Annotated in this window: 18 protein-coding genes; 6 read left to right on the forward strand and 12 right to left on the reverse strand. The window is 41.8% G+C overall.

Features of this window, described 5'->3' with window-relative positions; translation table 11 throughout:
* Positions 1 to 99 precede the first annotated feature (99 nt).
* The gene (locus tag A3K86_RS03280; RefSeq protein ID WP_048898335.1) at positions 100 to 393 is read right to left on the reverse strand and encodes a hypothetical protein; all 294 of its coding nucleotides are present in this window, start codon (positions 391 to 393) and stop codon (positions 100 to 102) included.
* Between the two features lie 226 nt (positions 394 to 619).
* On the opposite strand from A3K86_RS03280, the gene A3K86_RS03285 reads away from it, so the two are divergent.
* On the forward strand, positions 620 to 1,006 hold the full coding sequence (locus A3K86_RS03285) for a nitrous oxide-stimulated promoter family protein (RefSeq protein ID WP_068327626.1): 387 nt from the start codon (positions 620 to 622) through the stop codon (positions 1,004 to 1,006).
* Between the two features lie 6 nt (positions 1,007 to 1,012).
* Here the strand turns inward: A3K86_RS03285 and A3K86_RS03290 are convergent, their stop codons facing one another.
* From A3K86_RS03290 to A3K86_RS03320, 8 genes are all read right to left on the reverse strand, one after another.
* The gene (locus A3K86_RS03290; protein ID WP_146145582.1) at positions 1,013 to 1,378 is read right to left on the reverse strand and encodes a spore gernimation protein; all 366 of its coding nucleotides are present in this window, start codon (positions 1,376 to 1,378) and stop codon (positions 1,013 to 1,015) included.
* A 137-nt stretch (positions 1,379 to 1,515) separates the two neighbouring features.
* The gene (locus A3K86_RS03295) at positions 1,516 to 2,403 is read right to left on the reverse strand and encodes a patatin-like phospholipase family protein (protein WP_068327637.1); all 888 of its coding nucleotides are present in this window, start codon (positions 2,401 to 2,403) and stop codon (positions 1,516 to 1,518) included.
* 112 nt (positions 2,404 to 2,515) lie between these two features.
* Positions 2,516 to 2,761, reverse strand: a complete 246-nt coding sequence (yidD, locus tag A3K86_RS22435; RefSeq protein ID WP_084406492.1) for a membrane protein insertion efficiency factor YidD — start codon at positions 2,759 to 2,761, stop codon at positions 2,516 to 2,518.
* 1 nt (position 2,762) lies between these two features.
* Complete coding sequence (locus A3K86_RS03300) at positions 2,763 to 2,984, reverse strand: DUF4177 domain-containing protein (RefSeq protein ID WP_068327640.1); 222 nt, start codon at positions 2,982 to 2,984, stop codon at positions 2,763 to 2,765.
* A gap of 115 nt (positions 2,985 to 3,099) precedes the next feature.
* The gene (locus A3K86_RS03305; RefSeq protein WP_068327643.1) at positions 3,100 to 4,608 is read right to left on the reverse strand and encodes a peptide MFS transporter; all 1,509 of its coding nucleotides are present in this window, start codon (positions 4,606 to 4,608) and stop codon (positions 3,100 to 3,102) included.
* 197 nt (positions 4,609 to 4,805) lie between these two features.
* Positions 4,806 to 5,897: a polysaccharide deacetylase family protein gene (locus A3K86_RS03310; RefSeq protein ID WP_146145581.1), complete on the reverse strand. Its 1,092-nt coding sequence runs from the start codon at positions 5,895 to 5,897 to the stop codon at positions 4,806 to 4,808.
* Between the two features lie 151 nt (positions 5,898 to 6,048).
* Positions 6,049 to 6,420, reverse strand: a complete 372-nt coding sequence (locus A3K86_RS03315) for an MmcQ/YjbR family DNA-binding protein (RefSeq protein WP_068327647.1) — start codon at positions 6,418 to 6,420, stop codon at positions 6,049 to 6,051.
* 19 nt (positions 6,421 to 6,439) lie between these two features.
* On the reverse strand, positions 6,440 to 6,955 hold the full coding sequence (locus A3K86_RS03320; RefSeq protein ID WP_068327650.1) for a ClbS/DfsB family four-helix bundle protein: 516 nt from the start codon (positions 6,953 to 6,955) through the stop codon (positions 6,440 to 6,442).
* A gap of 101 nt (positions 6,956 to 7,056) precedes the next feature.
* Here A3K86_RS03320 and A3K86_RS03325 point away from each other — a divergent pair, with 101 nt between their 5' ends.
* The 3 genes from A3K86_RS03325 to A3K86_RS03335 all read left to right on the forward strand — a co-directional run bounded on the left by A3K86_RS03325 (position 7,057) and on the right by A3K86_RS03335 (position 8,657).
* Complete coding sequence (locus tag A3K86_RS03325) at positions 7,057 to 7,527, forward strand: hypothetical protein (RefSeq protein WP_068327652.1); 471 nt, start codon at positions 7,057 to 7,059, stop codon at positions 7,525 to 7,527.
* Between the two features lie 116 nt (positions 7,528 to 7,643).
* On the forward strand, positions 7,644 to 8,312 hold the full coding sequence (locus A3K86_RS03330) for a glutathione S-transferase (protein ID WP_068327655.1): 669 nt from the start codon (positions 7,644 to 7,646) through the stop codon (positions 8,310 to 8,312).
* A gap of 111 nt (positions 8,313 to 8,423) precedes the next feature.
* Complete coding sequence (locus A3K86_RS03335; protein ID WP_068327658.1) at positions 8,424 to 8,657, forward strand: glutaredoxin family protein; 234 nt, start codon at positions 8,424 to 8,426, stop codon at positions 8,655 to 8,657.
* An 86-nt stretch (positions 8,658 to 8,743) separates the two neighbouring features.
* Here the strand turns inward: A3K86_RS03335 and A3K86_RS03340 are convergent, their stop codons facing one another.
* Together A3K86_RS03340 and A3K86_RS03345 are read right to left on the reverse strand one after the other, a co-directional pair.
* The gene (locus A3K86_RS03340) at positions 8,744 to 9,445 is read right to left on the reverse strand and encodes a class I SAM-dependent methyltransferase (RefSeq protein ID WP_068327661.1); all 702 of its coding nucleotides are present in this window, start codon (positions 9,443 to 9,445) and stop codon (positions 8,744 to 8,746) included.
* A 145-nt stretch (positions 9,446 to 9,590) separates the two neighbouring features.
* Positions 9,591 to 10,253 carry a TapB family protein gene (locus A3K86_RS03345; RefSeq protein ID WP_068327664.1) on the reverse strand — a complete coding sequence of 221 codons (663 nt, stop codon included), beginning with the start codon at positions 10,251 to 10,253 and terminating at the stop codon, positions 9,591 to 9,593.
* A gap of 569 nt (positions 10,254 to 10,822) precedes the next feature.
* Between A3K86_RS03345 and A3K86_RS03350 the strand changes: the two genes are divergently transcribed.
* Both A3K86_RS03350 and A3K86_RS03355 read left to right on the forward strand, forming a co-directional pair.
* Positions 10,823 to 12,064 (forward strand): SGNH/GDSL hydrolase family protein, encoded by a 1,242-nt coding sequence (locus A3K86_RS03350; protein ID WP_068327667.1) that lies wholly within the window; start codon positions 10,823 to 10,825, stop codon positions 12,062 to 12,064.
* Between the two features lie 303 nt (positions 12,065 to 12,367).
* The gene (locus A3K86_RS03355; protein ID WP_068327670.1) at positions 12,368 to 14,908 is read left to right on the forward strand and encodes an Ig-like domain-containing protein; all 2,541 of its coding nucleotides are present in this window, start codon (positions 12,368 to 12,370) and stop codon (positions 14,906 to 14,908) included.
* Between the two features lie 41 nt (positions 14,909 to 14,949).
* Here A3K86_RS03355 and A3K86_RS03360 read toward each other — a convergent pair whose 3' ends face one another.
* Complete coding sequence (locus tag A3K86_RS03360; RefSeq protein ID WP_146145580.1) at positions 14,950 to 16,695, reverse strand: hypothetical protein; 1,746 nt, start codon at positions 16,693 to 16,695, stop codon at positions 14,950 to 14,952.
* Positions 16,696 to 16,710: the final 15 nt, after the last annotated feature.

Here is a 16,710-nt window from a genome sequence, read left to right on the forward strand (position 1 = left end):
CTTGTCCAATCGCGTTTCATCTATGAAACTAGATTGAAAAATATGGTCTTCAATTTTTTTTCTTCATGAAAGTCATTGAATTTCGATTATGCAATCAGCTTATGATACGCGGAATAGCTTAATCGAGTCACGGCGTACTGTTACACCACGGAAAGTCACAGGCTCTAACAACGTCATTAGTTGCTTAGAAACGAAAAACTTACCACCGTACGAACGATCACCGCCACGGTTAACCCAATCCGCAAATTCATCGGCCAAGCTGAACATAGAGTTACCGACTAATAACACTAAAACCTTCGCTACTTCGCTATCATTCTGTTTGTTGAACTCAGCGTCACGAACTTTCTTACGGTATTCGTCAACAATTCTCTCAAGGCACTCAAATCTGCTCATATATACCACCACAAAAAAAGAGGAGCGGATACTACTGCGCGAACCCAATGAAATCAACCCATCAAGGCCAGTTCTTGCAATAAAACGCGTTATTTTTTCCAGTTACTTACATATTGCGCCAAAAATGACATATATGTCACGTTTTGTGATCATCTTTTGCGCAAACGGGCTTTTAGGTGTATTTTATTTGCAGGTTTAATATTTAGCATCAATTGCTGGCTGTAACATGAACCCAAGCGATAACATTATTCTACTCGGTTCATTAAATACTGAGTTCAAAACCCTTGAGGCAATGGTACACATTTATTGTCGTGATCATCATAGTGAAACAACACTTTGTGCTAGCTGTGATGATTTTTTGCACTACGCCAAAATGCGACTCGATCGCTGCCCATATGGTGAAGCAAAACCAACCTGTCGCCAATGCCCTATTCACTGTTATAAATCAGATTACAAACTACAATCACAAACCATTATGCGTTATAGCGGCCCTAGGATGTTACTCAAACACCCTATCCTCGCAATTCGTCACTTATTGGCGGAAAAAAGACCTGTGCCAGGGAAGCCTGAAGCAAACGCTTCAAACCGCCACAAACGCAAAATGATGGAATAACCACGATCAGTTACGGTAATAGTCAATCACTTGAACTTTGGTCGGCTTGTCGCTGCCTTCAAGTTCTAACGTAAATTGATTATTACCTTCAATACGTACCGTCGCACCTTCAGGCCCAGTAACACTGACCCCTTCAATTTTCTCAAACGGTAGTTTGCTGTTGTAGAACATATTGACTTTAATTTCGTCATGATTGGCTGTGGTTAGCTCGAACTGGCAAATCCCTGTCTCACATTCAACGCGAACTGTATGGTCATTTTGTACTTCAATATTCTGCACGTCTCGTACCGGCGATACTGACAACTGACCATCATTACACGCAGTCAGTGTAAATGCCGCTGTTACTATCAGGGCTGCTACCTTGTATTTCAAACTCATTACCTCGTTGTTACCGACACCAATTCTGATACAAATTGGCTGCGCAATATATTCAATCTGCGCATAAGTATATCGACAACAAACGCGATCAAAGATTCCATCTAATTACGTATTTGTGACAGCGATGCATATCATGCGGTCATCGCATCTACGCAAAAATGACAGTTCTCACTATGCAGACCGTGTACACCATTTATGCTCGCTAAATGTGACTCTCCAGCCTCAAGCCCCATTTGATAACCTTCGTTAAGCAAATTGTTATTCATGGTTAAGCGCTTAACCGAAAAGTCTTCCGGCGGCGCGATTACACGAACAATCGCACCAGCTGGCGGATTACGAATGAAATCTAACGAAGCATTATAATTTTCAGCGCGTTGGATCATGGCTTGAGCTATCGACGGATAACGCGCTAATACGCGTTTCATTAACCACGGATACTTTGTTGGGCTCATGTTATAGCTCAACGGATGAGATAAAATCACTGTAATTTCACGAGCTCCACGGCGATATGCTTCTTTTACCGGAATCGAATCAGCAACCCCACCATCGGTAAAACAGCCACCTGAAAAACAAGGTGTCGGTTTATATGCAATGGGTAAGGCTGTTGTAGCTTCAATTACCTTACTGACATTCTCTGGTGATACATGAAAGTAATCCGGTTGTCCTGTTTCTGTATTAGTCGCCACCGCATACATGGGGATACTTGAAAACAGCTTCTGACAATCGAGTGGATAACGATGATTGGACTCCTCCCATAACCATTTCACATCCACCAAATTACCGCCACGCAAGAAGCGAGCGGGATTGAAGAAGGTTTTATCGGTCGCCATTGTAGTGATGACGTTAAAACTGCGTTTAGGTGCATGTGATAGATAACCAACAAGATTAGATGCACCAGCCGATACCCCAATGGCAAAATCATATGGCTGATAATCCTTCGCCATAAAGGCGTCTAATACCCCACTCGCAAAGATGCCTCGCATGGCACCGCCTTCCACAATTAGCGCTTTTTTCGTCATAACTCTAACAACTTACAATGTTTCTTAATGTTGTTAGTGTAAAACTCATACTTTGATAGCTAAAGCTGATTGTGTTGATTGTATTAATAGAGAAAACCAATCTATGACTAGATTACTTTGACTGTTGATGAGGTAAAGGGAGCGGATCTGAAATCGCTTTGGTGCAGTGCGGATTATTACAACGCCGTATCCGCTTCCACCCCATAGCAACACCCTTGCCTAGCCCATAATGAATAATCGCTTGGCGGGTGTACTCCGAGCAAGTCGGCTCGAAGTTACAAGCAAGATTAAAGAAATGACGCGAGCCACCAGCCCGCTGGTAACGCTCTATGGCTCGAATAACTAATCGCGTTACCATCTTAACGATGACGCCCTAAAGTGACGATAATGGCTTCACGGCTCCAAAACAGCCAAAAGCGCTTACGTTCTATAACCTGAAAAACCAACTGCCACCCTTCAGCAGCTTCTTCATTCAACGTTTCTTCCAACTGCTTCAATGGCAAACCGCTTGAACCAAAAATTAATGTACTGCATCCACCTTCAACAATGTGAACGACTTTGTACTCGGTAAAATTTGTCATCCTTGCCTCTGAATATTTATTATCCCTTTACTTTTTATAGCACTGTAAAATCACAAAAAAAACCACCGCTATCGAAAAATAGCGGTGGTTTTTATGTATCTAGTTAATTAGATAATTACATTTGAGAGACTGGCTTACCAGTGCCTTCGCCTTTCTCTGCGTCTTCACTTTTCTTAATCAGTTTCGCAATCACTTTAGAGAGCATCAAAGTGATCACAGCCATCACAATCGCAAATGCAGCTAAGTTGAAGAAGTAACTTGCGTATACATTTTCAATGATTTCAGGCGTCAACACCTGATCTTTTGGCAATGCAATCTTAGTTGAAATGACTGCCGCCAAAATACCACTCAATGAAAGAGCGACAGAACGTAAACCAATCGCGAATGCTGATAAGTAACGTGGCACCATCTCGAAGATAAAGCCCGCACCTAATGCACCCACAATCAACTCAGCTAAAGATTGGAAGAAGTGAACCCATAGGATCCAGTCTGCTGCAATCTTACCGTTCTCACCAACAAAATGAGTTGATAGACCAAGTAAAGTAAATGCTATGCCACTAAATACAAACGCCGCTGCAAATTTAGTTGGAATACTTGGAGAGAAACCTTTTTTCTCTAGCCAGTTATAAACGAAAATTGTCGGACCACCCAACACGAAACACCATAATGGGTTAAAGGCTGCATTTGACTCAGGCTTAATTGGAATAAAGCCAAGTAACTCACCACTCATTAGGTTAATCGCGTAGATGTTCATTGATGTTAACATTTGACCATAGTAGAAATAGAAGGTGATCATAATGAAAATCATCACTAACACTGCGCACATTTTGTACTTGTGAACAGCAGAAGCTCTCGTAATTTCAAAGATAAAGTACAGAATGGCGCCTGCACCTAGTGCGTACAATAGGTATTTACCTTCATCAAGGTTAGAGAAGATCCAGAACACCAGACCAAGCATTGCCACAGAGCCGATAACAAACAAGCCCCATGTTTTCATGCTCACTGGACGACGGTCTAGATCGTTACCAACTGCCGTAAATTGCTTACGGAATGTCACGAACAGAACTAGAGTAATGGCCATCAAGCCTGATGAAATAAAGAAATTACCTTGATAAGCCCAATATGCGATAAAGAATGGGAACAAGTACTTAGATGCAAACGAACCCAGGTTGTTTATCGAATAGTTAACTGTTAAGCCTTGTTGGAAAGCTTCACGGTTGGTTTCAGAATAGGAATTACCAAGCAGAACTGTTGGGCTTGTTGCTGAAAGACCACGAGCGTAGCCAATCAATGCGATAGCAAAAATACTTAATGGCACATTAAGTGTTGATGCCCCAAAGCCTAGAATAAGAAAACCAATGGTGTATGTGGTGTAACCAATATATACCGCACGGAATGAACCAATAAAACGGTCAGCAACAAAACCACCCACTGCCGAGAATACCGGACCAACTGCGCCAAAAGCACCCATCATCATGATGGTATCTGCTTCACTGTAATTTAACTCGTCTAGAAAAAATTTGGTTAATAGAACATAAGCCCCGTAAAAAGCAGCTCCCCAAAGGAACTGCCGCAAAATTAAAACCTTCGCTATACTGGGAAATCTAGCATTTGCATCTTGCATATTATACTCCTTTAACATTATGCGCCGAAAAAAGTACCATATGCAGAATTACAAAATAATGATCCAAAATACACTTATGCAACAAAGCTTACAAAAGTAACAATTTAATGACGTTTTTTTGATCCAGATAAGCTTTTGAAAGTGATGTGATTTTGATAATGATTTACAAAAGATTCACTCTAAGCATACAAAAGGCATTAACATTCACCTTTGGCTGAAACTTTTGCATGTTGAAGCTGAGAGCGTGATGAACTCGGTGGAAATGAAGTAGACGTTGAAGTAGTACGGGCTGGTGTGGCTGCTCGAGACTGTGATTTAGACTTTGATAGTAAAGCAAGCTTAGAAGCAAAAGATTGAGGTAAAAAAGCTCGGCATTGCTCAACATTAAAAGCCCATGTTACAAACGCAATTAAACGTGCTTCTAATGCCGCTACATCACGCTGTGCTTTCACGTAGGGCGTCGCGTTAACTAACAGGCTCGAAGAATGAAACGACAATACGAATTCTTTCAATCCATTTTGTTTCTGAGCCAAATAAACACGCTGCATTTGTCGCAGGCTAAGTCCTTCTGGCGATAGACGATCTAACCTAAGCCCTATTCCTCGACCCATTACTTTTTTCAGTGGGCTTTGTTGCCATTCGCTGTATAGACTTGCATGACGATTAAAACGTTTCTGATAATGACGAGACCACGATGTTACTGCCGACGTATGTGGTAAAAATGTCACCCCTTCTTTTTCAAAACGTCGACAATCAAATGCTCTGAAGTCAGGTCCTTCACTGGCAGAAAAGTCGTAATAAGGGCAGATACTAAGGTCGACTTGATACCCTAATTCATTAAGCGTCGCCAAAGTATTTGCTCCAAAGCCATGGCGACCAGCTAAATAACTGAGCGGCTTTGTACCTGAAATATCATGAATTAAGTCGGTTAAGGTTTGAAGTTTCTCACGTTCAATATCTGCAGGTAAGTTACCGGGAAATGACTCGAACTTAGATACATTATGATGAGACTGAGAGAACGGCGGGTTCACCCAAGGGTGCAGGTGGCTAGCAAACTCAATGCTCTCCCCTTGCCTGCTCGAAAAGTGTTGAATAACGGTTTGTCCGTTAGGGCTGGCAACAAAAGCGTAATCCATTGCCAAAGTGACTTTTGCACCTAGCACAATGAGTTTTTCAATCAGGGCAATCAAGGCATACTGAGGAGAAACTTGATTGTTAGCACTGGAGAATTGTCCATGCCAATCAAATTCTTCTTCTGCATGTATTACTACAGCTAACTTTGCAGCCATCCCTGTTGCCACCTCGCTCATTAGTCACTATTGAGAATGGCACATGAATATCATTACCGCAAAAAAGTCCCACCAATTACCAACAAGGCAGGACTTTAATATCTCTTTATTTAACAACAGCCAATATTAGATATTTGGTAAGTATTTATCGTTAGTGAGCAGCAAGTTCTGCCTTCTCAGACTTTTTCAACTTACTCACTATTAATTGATAAGAACTCTTCGCTAAGTCTTTTAACATCGCATCACTCACATCGCCGTTAAGGCTAATCGTAATCCAATGTTTTTTATTCATGTAATAACCTGGCGAGACGGATTCAAATTGTGATGTTAATACTTCGCCATCCTCTGGCTGACACTTCAAAGTCACAATGACTTCACCATCCTTCTCTGATACTAAGCCATACATTTTACCCATCACTTTAAATACAAGCGCCTCAGGACCGAATGGATAACTGCTTTCACCGCCTTTCATTGAAGTCAAATAGGATTCAATTTCGGCTTTTGCCTGTAAGTCATTGTTCATCACAACATACTCCTTCATGCTATTTAATTGCGTTCTCACGCTTAAACCGTCGTACTTTCGTTCGCATATTTTTCATCGGTGACGAGGTATTAAATTGGATCATCCGCCCTAACGTCCATTTCTCGTACCAAGGACAACCGTAAAGCTGATACTCATCAAGAGAGTAAATTAGCTCTAAAATTTGCTCTGTAGTGTGATCAAATGCACGTAGCAAATCATTGTAACTATGGTGTCGGTATTCATGGTGAAAGTGCTGCGCTAATAAACCAAGCTGATTCCATTTAAAGCCTTGCGCTGGCATCGCAACATCTCTGCCTGCCTGTTTTTCACTGTGCCAATGCAATACAAGTTGCCCCCATCCCACTAAATACGCCAACGTATCGCAAACACTAATTTGCGTGCCTTTTACATTACCTTCCACACCTTGTAGACGTGTATATGACTCAGGAATGTTTTCTAAGTCAGTACGTAATTTGGCATGGGCTTGGGTAATTGCCTCTATCAACTCCGACTGATTTTGTGGCACAGATGACATAAAAGACTCCTTTTCACTCATCACCGTATTGCATTCCCTGCTAATCGGCATAACATGCTGAATATATGTCGATCTTGCAGTAATTATTGGGACTTCATGTTATGAACCAACATATTAATACAGCTTACCAAGGTGAGTTGTATGGCATCGCTTTTTTTGAGTACTTTGCAAACCATTACACACAAAAATCAAATGCTAAGCTATGGCAAACTTTGATTGATGTTGAAGTCAGAACCGCTCGTCTTATTGAGCAATACTACCTTGCTGAAGGCATCGAATTTCAGAGCCAAAACCTTGCCATGATAGAAAAAGGCGAACATGATGCTAAGCGCTGGATTGATCTACCTTGGGATGACTTAGTCACCACTCTTGAGCAATGGGTTGCCCCATACGAAAAGCAATACCGCGAATGGGCTCAGTCAAGCGAAGAGCTATCCTCACAGCAACAAGCTGTGTTTGATTTGATTGCCGCACACGAGACTGCCATTTATTTATGCTGGCAAGCGGAGTGCCGCTCTCAACCAGGGCAAAACCACCTTGAAGACTTTCTGAGCGAGTATCCACTCGTTTAATAACCATCAACATTGAATGTCTCAATAGGCTCACAAGAAATGCTGAGCCTATCTTCTTACTCATCTCTCTTGGTATAAGCTTAACGGTAATGTATTAAGCGAGGCAGCTTAGCGAGATGACTTCTCTCACATACCCTATTTTATACTCCATCCCACGTTGTCCCTACGCAATGCGAGCTCGCTTTAGTTTATTGCTTGCCGATAAAACCGTGATTCTGAGGAATATTAACCTCAAGCAAAAACCGCAAGAAATGCTTGCCGCTTCAGCTAAAGGCACAGTGCCGGTGCTTTACTTCCCTAGTAATCAACAAGTCATTGATGAAAGTCTCGACATCATGTTGTGGGCGTTACATTGTCACGATGAAGATAATTACCTTCGCGCAAGTGCCCCCGAACAGCTAAAAGCTATCTTAGATTTAATTGAGCACTGCGATTCAACATTCATTCCACAACTAGAGCACTACCGAGCGTCAGCCCGTTATCACGATCCTGATACAGTGCAAGCTAGAACTCAGTGTGAGGTCTTTATTCAAACCCTAGAAGAAAGACTCAACCACCAGCCATATTTGTTAGACGATAAGTTAAGCCTGATGGACTTTGCGCTGTTACCTTTCATTCGCCAGTTTTCACAAACAGAAAAACCTTGGTTTCGTGCTGCGCCTTACCCTCATCTAAGACATTGGCTTGAACTCTTATATCAACACCCGGTATACAGCCAAGCATTAAAGCCATTCGCCCAATGGCATCAAGCAACAGATGATGTTATTTTTAACCGTGAAAGTTAATCAGCCACACTCACTTAAGTACGCTCAATAAGCTGTTCTCGAAAAGAGTAACTAAAAGTCTGATGCTAAACAGCAGGCTTAGCCAGAACAAAAACAAGTAAAGATAGTCCTATGAAGAAAATCACACTCTATGTGAAAGATAAATGCGCGCACTGCAAAGATGCGCAGCGTTACCTCGATAGCAAACACATTCCCTACCGCTTGGTGAATGCTGCCGCGCCAAAAGCACAAAAAGAACTAAGCGCGATGCGTGCTCGCTCCATTCCAGTACTCAAGATTGGTGATCAGGTGATGATCGGCTGGAATGCTAAGAATTTTGATAAGATCTTGAAGTCGAAAGATTAAAATACTGCGACTAGCGTAAGATATAGCTGTTTTTACAGCGATTAAACAAAGCCGCTAACAAATGATTAGCGGCTTTGTTTTGACAATTATAACTTCTGACTTTTAATGAAAATGAAGTTCGGCTTAGTTGACAAGAAAGCGTATGCATCTGGATCTATCGCTTTCACATCTTCGCCAACCTGACCTTCACTAATTTGGCTGATCACCAAACCATGCTCCATTAACCCCTGCGTTAGCTCAGTTAAAGAACGTCGATAAAAGCTAACTTTTACAGGCTCGCCAATCGTATTCCACTCATCGTGCAGTAACTCGCGTTCAAAGTAATTACCCGTTTGGCTACACTCAAAATCTCCAAAAGGATGATGGGTTGAGAACACAAACTGCCCTTCTGGTTTAAGTACACGAGCTATATCAGTAAACAGTGGCGTTAAGTCTTCAATGTAATGCAGCATTAAGGGGCTAACAATTAGGTCAATACTATTTGAGTTAACGTTTGGTAGGCCTTGTGCGGCATCTTGAACATAAGCTTCTACGCGCTGGGCGTATTTCTGTTTAACAATGTCGACCATAGCAGATGAGTAATCAACACAGGTGATTTTATTGGCGCCTTTTGCTATGAAAAAATCAACATACACACCAGAGCCACACCCCAAGTCCAATACATCTTTCCCTTCAAGCTCCCCGATCATCGACTGCAATGTTGGGCGCTCAAATTTAGCGTTATAGACGTTATCGGTTACCGCTGTATCATACTGCTGAGCGTGCTTTGAATATAAAGGGGATTGCATGGCTGACCTCAAAATTGGGATTGGCAAAACAAGGGCGGTATTATCTCAATTTTCTCAATGGCGAACAGTACTTCCATAAAAAAACCGCAACTCAAATAAGTTACGGTTTCTAAAATATCAGCGCTATCGCGAATTAGCACAAGGACTACAGCTCTTTGTAGCTAACTAACTCGCTGAGGCTATTTTTTTCACTTTGCTTAACTAGATAACCTTTATCTACCGCATACCATTTATTGTTGATGGATTGAGTCTGACTTCCATCAATTTGTGTTATTGACATTTGTTCTTCAAATTTACATGCCCTGAATTCACCAGCTGGCACTTTAACGGTTTCAATACCCTTGAAAGTAGTTTTATTATTCGTCACAACTTCCCCCATAGAAGAAACCATTGTTAACACTTGCTCGTAACTCTCTCCTTGTGAAAGGGCAAATTTATCCAGCTTCCCTGGCTTATAATATGCGTCAACACCATCAGCCGCCAGACCAACAGTAGTTTGAGTTTTGCTCCCTTCATCAATCATTAAATACAGGCTAAAAGTCTTCCCTGATTTTGATTTTGCTTGTTGATGTAAAACATTTTCACCACGGTACATTTCATGCCCTAAGTTACTCAGCACCATTGTTTCTTCAAGCTGACCATTCTCTTTTGTTTGAACTTCGACTTTTCTACCCACTGTGTATAACTCAGCGTTAAAACAAGAAGAAGCTGTAACTTTTGGCTCTGGCGCCTCATCAGACCCACCGCTGCCACCACAACCTGCAGTGATCCCAATCATAATTGCCAATGGCAGTAACTTAATTTTCATAAATCCCTAAACTCATCTCAGTATGCCGCCTGCACATTTCACGGACAGCGTAAATTGTTTTAATGATTCAATGTCATTAAAATCATGTATATAGACAAACAAAGCACAAAATTACATGCTCAAAATAAGGATTCAATAAATTAATTGAATATATGATACAAAGCTCAAAGTTTACGCTCAGTTATTCATATAGAGGCTAGTCCCGCTTCTTAAATCGTTCGTTTTTCGCCCAAACGCACTTTCATGCCTACTTTTTTAGACTCAGCAAATACATTAACTACGAGTTACAAATCTGATCGTCATCCCACCATAAAGAAACAAACAAATGAGAATAAGTTACATTTAAAGATCCTATGGCAACGTTCCCATAAAAGCACACCATTATCATCAACGGAATTATCCCCTTTCCCTGCCCATTGTATTCCTTATAACGATATTTCATTTTCTGTGGGTAAATAGATCCTAGTACCAAGTCTAAAAACTAAACAAATCATAAAGTTGACGTAGTTGCATAATATAGCAAAATAACGCTACCAGATTGGCTGGTATCACAATAAAGAAGAAATAATATGAAAAAGCTATTACTTAGTTTGCTGCTGCCCGCAACTATGACAGCACACGCATCAGAACCGATTACACCCGAAGCTATTACCCAAGCCGACGTAATGAGCGTTCAAGGCTCACAAACTTACACTTATGTACGTTGCTGGTATCGTACTCACTTCAACCACAATGACCCAGCTACCAAATGGGAATGGGCTTTAGATGATAACAATGAGTACTTCACTATTGATGGTTATTGGTATTCTTCCATTTCATTTAAAAACATGTTCTATACCCAAACTAGCCAAGATGAAATTGCTCAGCGTTGTAAGACAACACTTGGTGTAGATCATGAAGCCGCCGACATCAGTTTCTACGCTGCTGATCATGGTATGTCGTATAACCACTCTATCTGGACTAACGATGCACCAACCTCTGCAAATACTATTAACAGAATGGTGGCATTTGGCGATAGCTTGTCTGACACCAACAATATGTTTAATGCTTCGCTATGGCGCTTCCCTAACCCGAACTCTTGGTTCCTTGGCCGCTTCTCAAACGGTTTAGTTTGGACAGAATACCTTGCCCGCGATAAGAACATCCCTCTATACAACTGGGCTGTGGGCGGTGCGGCAGGCTCTAACCAATACCTAGCGCTAACAGGTGTAACAGAGCAAGTTACTTCTTACCTGACTTACATGAAAATGGCGACTAACTATCAACCATCTCGCACTCTATTCACTCTTGAGTTTGGTTTAAACGATTTCATGAACTACAACCGTAGCGTTGATGTTGTGAAAACAGACTTCGACAATGCGCTTGTTCGCCTAACAGATGCAGGGGCGGAAAACATCATGTTATTCACTCTGCCTGACGCAACCAAAGCGCCACAGTTCAAGTACTCAACCCAAGAAGAAATTGAAAAAGTTCGCGCGAAGATTGTGCTATTTAACGAATACATTCGTGAGCAAGCATTGCTATATCGAATGAAAGGACTAAATGTAGCGCTTGTTGATGCAAACCAGTTATTTGAACAACTAACTCAAAACCCTCAAAAATACGGTTTTGAAAATGCAAGCGATGCATGTTTGAACATAAATCGTAGCTCTGCGATGGATTACCTATACAAGCACAGCTTAACCAATGAATGTGCCTACCACGGCTCTGACAAGTATGTATTCTGGGGTGTGACTCACCCAACGACAGCAACCCATAAATTCATTGCTGATAACATTCTTTCTGGTGTAATGAGTCAGTTTAACTTCTAACTCAAAACTCTTAATATTACGTCAAGCCGACATTCAATGTGTCGGCTTTTTTGTGCTTTGTATTTCACTCCCCACCTTTGGGGCGAAGTAAAAGCAAAAAAACACACTTAATTTACTCTTATAAAAAACATCGAGCTGCTTCCATAAATTTGTCCGCTTTTTTGTACATTTTATATTTTGCTGTGAATGTGCTGTGAAATATAAAATGATCTTCGTAATTTCTCTCTCATTTTTCTGTCAACAAGGTCATCATTAAAGGCGCAACTCTATAAATCTATTAATATTTTTGATAGGGAAATTATCATGCAACGATCCATTATCGCCTGTGCAATCCTCGCAGGGCTAAGCCTTTCAAGCCAAGCTTATGCGATTGATTGTTCCCCACTTCCAACTTGGGATACAAACTCGACCTATAACACTAACGACCAAGTACAAAGCAATGGTATTGCTTATAAGGCCAATTGGTGGAGCCAAGGCAATGATCCAGCGACTCACTCTGGTCAATGGCAAGAGTGGACTTCACTTGGTCAATGTGGTGGCGCACCAGACAATAATCCGCCGTCAGTCTCTATCACTTCCCCACTTGCCAATGCGCAGTTTACAGCGGGAGATAACGTTGTATTAAGCGCCACCGCCAGTGATTCTGATGGTACTGTTGAAAGTGTTGAGTTCATCCTTGGCGGCACTTCTTTAGGCGTGATCACCACTGAACCTTACAGCCTAAACTGGTCATCTGTTGTCGGTAGTCACACTATCGAAGCCAAAGTCACCGATAACCTTGGGGCAACCAGCAGCCAAAACCGCCACATTACAGTAGTGAGTGCAACCAACAACTTACCACCGGAAGTGACACTTACGAATCCAACTGCTGCTACCCGAGTTAATGCTGGTGAAAACCTAGTGATCACCGCTGATGCTAGTGATAAAGATGGCAGCCTAACGCAAGTCGACTTTTACGTAGATGACCAACTGGTTGCGACTGACACTGCAGCACCTTTCGAACACACATGGCAAGCACAAGCTGGTGTTAAAACTTTCAAAGTTAAAGCAACTGACAATGAAAACGCTTCAACCTTTAGCCAAAGCGTCTCGCTTAATGTCGGCGGTGACTCCGCTGGTGGTTGTCAGGGCATTCCCGTCTACTCTGCTGGCACACGCTACCAAGTTGGTGATTTAGTACAAAACAACAACTTCAAATACCGTTGTGATATTGCTGGCTGGTGTTCTTCTGACGCAACATGGGCTTACGAGCCAGGAAAAGGACAATACTGGACAGATGCATGGACAGATCAAGGTATTTGCGCCATCGTGCCAGAGGTGAATATTACCTCTCCAAGCAATAACAGCATCGTGCTTGCAGGCTCTGACGTTACTGTTGCCGCCTCCGCTACGGATGCTGACGGCAGTGTGACTCAAGTACAGTTCTTCGCGGGTACTGAAAACCTAGGCGTTGACACCAGTACACCATATTCAGTGAACTGGCTAGCAACAGGCTTGGGTGAAGTCGCACTAAAAGCAGTCGCTACCGATAACGAAGGTAACAACGCTGAATCATCAGTACTGGTGAATGTGAGCGACCAAGCATTAGTAACCAGCCTTACCTCTCCAACAAGCGGTACAACGGTTAGTTTAGGTAAAGCGTTTAATCTTTCTGCCACAGCAAGTTCAATCAATAGTGCGATTCAAAAAGTCGACTTCCTTGTTAACGGCACTGTGGTTGCTACAGATACAAGCTCACCTTACCAAGCAAATTGGACAGCAGGCTCTGCTGGTAACTATTCGATTACGGCAATGGCAACTGACACCACAGGCGCAACCGCGATATCAACGGCATCTTCAGTGAAAGTGATTGAACAATCAGCAACCAAGCACAAGCTGATCGGTTACTGGCATAACTTCGTCAATGGTGCTGGCTGTCCTATGCGATTACGTGACATTTCACCAGCATGGGATGTAATTGATATTGCCTTTGCGGATAACGACCGTAACAGCAATGGTACTGTTCACTTCAATTTGTACTCTGGCGATATTCACAGCAGCTGTGCAGCGTTAGATCCGGTTCAATTCAAACAAGATGTTCGTGATCTACAAGCTCAAGGCAAAGTGATTGTCCTGTCGCTAGGTGGTGCAGAAGGTACTATCACTCTAAATACTGATTCGGATGAAGCGAACTTTGTTAGCAGCTTAACTAACATCATCAAAGAATGGGGTTTCGACGGTTTAGATGTGGACTTAGAAAGTGGCTCTAACCTGATGCATGGCACCCAAATTCAAGCTCGCTTACCACGTGCATTACGCCAAATCGAAACCAACATGGGCGGTGATATGTACCTCACCATGGCACCTGAACATCCTTATGTTCAAGGTGGTATGGTGGCCTACTCTGGTATTTGGGGTGCTTACATTCCTGTCATCGACCAATTACGCGATACCTTAGACTTACTGCATGTACAGCTATACAACAATGGTGGCCTTCCTAACCCATACATGACTGGTGCCGCGCCAGAAGGTTCTGTTGATATGATGGTCGCTTCTGCACGTATGTTGGTTGAAGGGTTTACTCTAGCCGATGGTACGCAATTCGCGCCACTACGTGACGACCAAGTGGCCTACGGTTTGCCATCTGGCCCTAGCTCTGCAAACTCAGGTCAAGCACCAACGCAAAACATCCTGAATGCTTTAGATTGTGCCACCAAAGGTACACACTGTGGCACGGTTGTACCAACCAAGTTATACCCTAACTTCGGCGGTGTTATGACATGGTCTATCAACTGGGATGAACACGACGGCTACAACTTCTCAGGCCCTGTAGGTGATAAGTTGAAAGCGATGAATGCGCAGTAATTCAACTAAATAAAAAGTGCCCTTTTCAGGGCACTTCAATTTTATTTCTTAATCTGTATACCTTTGAAATCAGCTTCAAACGTAACCAACGAGGCTGAACCATAACGAATTTGATAATAACCGTTCGTTTGAACTTGGTTTCCACCATTCATGTAACTTTTCACATTCGTTTTGACTATCCATGTTGGCTTTGAAGCCGCATAAATATCAAAGTCCCTTTGTAAGTCAGCCAATGTTGTTTTCGTTGGAGATTCCATACTTGCATATATATCAACATCTTCTCCTCGGTCATATGGATACCATACTACCCTTATCTCGTCTGTGCTACCTTTTGCGGTATCCCTCGCAACAATAACAACCTGAACAAATTCTGTTAGCGCTGTTGAGTCAAAAGTAATCCCCTCAAACAAGGTAGAAACATCAAGCTCGGATAACTCCACCGATTCAACTTCATTAGCTAATTTATAAAAGTCAGTCGCATAATCATCTCGAATATATGAAGAGTTTTTCGTTGAAAATGTCACACTAGAGTCACTATTGACTGTAAATGTTGTATCATTGGGGGTCTCATGGAAAATACGTTGCACATCAAGCACAGAAGCTAATGAATGTATTTCTCCACCGAAATAAATCACATCCCAACTACCTGTAGTTCCTGACTCAGATTGAATATAACAGCTCTTTTGATAAGAACCTGTCTCAATATAAGCATAATGTGTTGCTGGTGTTGCGAGAGCTAAATGAATACATTCTTGCCTCGTATCAATAAATGGAGTCCTATCAAACATAAGTGGAATATATGTTGGTACAACTTCAAAGCCTTGACTCTCTAACCCTTTATCCGTTTGTGGTCCGCCTCGTTGCTCCCAAGAACAACTTACTGTTGATAATGATGTTGATGGCTCTAATTTCACTGCAAAATAATTTGCTGAATTTAAACTCGCATTATACGAACATTCATCTGCTGTTGAATAATAATATGTAACAACATCTGAATATTCCTTTGGCTTTGGTGGCAGTACTATTGGTGTTGGCTCTAGTTTATCCCAATCAGGGTCAGTAATAATTACATTACCTTCTTTGGTACTTACTACAAACTCACCATGCTTACCTTCATTCGTGCCTTGCTGAGTGTTATAGACGATATTACTACGCAACTCTTGACCGTAATAGTTAAGCACTAATTCAGCATCATTTCTTACATAACCATAAAAATAATGATGCTGACTATCAGCAGATTTAACCATTTCAACTTCATTACCATTAGCGACTAATTTAATTTCACTAATTTGTGCAATATCTGATTCTTTAAACACTGCAGTTACATACATCCACCCTGCATTAACAAACTCAATATTAAAGTTCATTTGCGTATCTGCAATATCTACCGTTTCCGCTTGATATGTGTAAATTCTGGATACATCACCATTTAAATAGGAACTATCAAAACTATCATCATGTTGAACAGAAACTTTTGCGGCACCTACAATAGGGAATTCAAAATCGCCTTCCGCTAGTGTATAGCCATCGTCTTGATAGGAATCTCCGCCATCATTTAGTTCATCAACAGAAACGGTATACCCATCAATACGAGGAGAATGCTGATAATTAATTGCTGTTGCATTCACCCCTACAGATTTCACTTCCATTACAGGAGCAATTCTAGCCTCTGCACCAACAATTCTTGATTCACTATGAGTGACTTGGTCACTTGTTTCAGAATTACACCCCATAAGCGTGGCTAGGACTGATACGTATATTAATGTTCTTTTCATCTTTTTATTCATATTATCTATTTCCAT

Origin of the sequence: Photobacterium jeanii (genome assembly GCF_001650345.1) — a bacterium.
Taxonomy (GTDB): Bacteria; Pseudomonadota; Gammaproteobacteria; order Enterobacterales; family Vibrionaceae; genus Photobacterium; species Photobacterium jeanii.

Coding starts and splice junctions, on each gene's coding strand:
- A3K86_RS03280 (WP_048898335.1), bottom strand. CDS start 393: ATGAGCAGATTTGAGTGCCTTGAGAGAATTGTTGACGAATACCGTAAG.
- A3K86_RS03285 (WP_068327626.1), top strand. CDS start 620: ATGAACCCAAGCGATAACATTATTCTACTCGGTTCATTAAATACTGAG.
- A3K86_RS03295 (WP_068327637.1), bottom strand. CDS start 2,403: ATGACGAAAAAAGCGCTAATTGTGGAAGGCGGTGCCATGCGAGGCATC.
- yidD (WP_084406492.1), bottom strand. CDS start 2,761: ATGGTAACGCGATTAGTTATTCGAGCCATAGAGCGTTACCAGCGGGCT.
- A3K86_RS03300 (WP_068327640.1), bottom strand. CDS start 2,984: ATGACAAATTTTACCGAGTACAAAGTCGTTCACATTGTTGAAGGTGGA.
- A3K86_RS03305 (WP_068327643.1), bottom strand. CDS start 4,608: ATGCAAGATGCAAATGCTAGATTTCCCAGTATAGCGAAGGTTTTAATT.
- A3K86_RS03310 (WP_146145581.1), bottom strand. CDS start 5,897: ATGGCTGCAAAGTTAGCTGTAGTAATACATGCAGAAGAAGAATTTGAT.
- A3K86_RS03315 (WP_068327647.1), bottom strand. CDS start 6,420: ATGAACAATGACTTACAGGCAAAAGCCGAAATTGAATCCTATTTGACT.
- A3K86_RS03320 (WP_068327650.1), bottom strand. CDS start 6,955: ATGTCATCTGTGCCACAAAATCAGTCGGAGTTGATAGAGGCAATTACC.
- A3K86_RS03325 (WP_068327652.1), top strand. CDS start 7,057: ATGAACCAACATATTAATACAGCTTACCAAGGTGAGTTGTATGGCATC.
- A3K86_RS03330 (WP_068327655.1), top strand. CDS start 7,644: ATGACTTCTCTCACATACCCTATTTTATACTCCATCCCACGTTGTCCC.
- A3K86_RS03335 (WP_068327658.1), top strand. CDS start 8,424: ATGAAGAAAATCACACTCTATGTGAAAGATAAATGCGCGCACTGCAAA.
- A3K86_RS03340 (WP_068327661.1), bottom strand. CDS start 9,445: ATGCAATCCCCTTTATATTCAAAGCACGCTCAGCAGTATGATACAGCG.
- A3K86_RS03345 (WP_068327664.1), bottom strand. CDS start 10,253: ATGAAAATTAAGTTACTGCCATTGGCAATTATGATTGGGATCACTGCA.
- A3K86_RS03350 (WP_068327667.1), top strand. CDS start 10,823: ATGAAAAAGCTATTACTTAGTTTGCTGCTGCCCGCAACTATGACAGCA.
- A3K86_RS03355 (WP_068327670.1), top strand. CDS start 12,368: ATGCAACGATCCATTATCGCCTGTGCAATCCTCGCAGGGCTAAGCCTT.
- A3K86_RS03360 (WP_146145580.1), bottom strand. CDS start 16,695: ATGAATAAAAAGATGAAAAGAACATTAATATACGTATCAGTCCTAGCC.